1 pseudogene is annotated in these 464 nt (G+C 45.7%); it reads left to right on the top strand.

The annotated features are described in order from the left end of the window. Nucleotides 1–316: 316 nt before the first annotated feature. Nucleotides 317–464, top strand: a pseudogene (locus ACTHTY_RS11805) (helix-turn-helix domain-containing protein); the annotation flags it as partial.

Genomic DNA, 464 nt, shown 5'->3' with positions numbered 1-464 from the left:
ATCTTGGAGATATATTTTCTAAATTAAAACAGAATTGACCTGTATCAATACCCAAATCCTATTTTCATTTATAATGCCTTCCAATAATTCAGGGCCATGCCCGAATCTTCCAGTTTCCTCGATAAGAGCAAGCTCTCTTATTAAATGATTTTTCTTTCCTATTGATGTATGTGTGTTTGGGTGTGGCTGAGTGCCACCCCCTTTTTTTATACCTACCCTCTTGAAGGCCGTCTGAAACTTTCAGACGGCCTTTTCTTTACCCTAGCAAAAATAGTATAAAATCCCCTTATCGTTCAAACCACAAACCCCAAACACCCTGGTCAACAAACTCACTCCCCCTCCCAGCCTGCCCGATCCGCAAGACCTCCGCGCCGTTCTCGCCTACACCATGCGCCTCTATCGCGTTAACCACGGCTGGTCGCAAGAAGAACTCTCACGCCAACGCGGACTTGACCGTACCTACG

Origin of the sequence: Neisseria sp. P0019.S002 (assembly GCF_051957155.1) — a bacterium.
GTDB classification, from domain to species: domain Bacteria; phylum Pseudomonadota; class Gammaproteobacteria; order Burkholderiales; family Neisseriaceae; genus Neisseria; species Neisseria perflava.
This window is presented reverse-complemented; position numbering and strand designations above follow the sequence as displayed.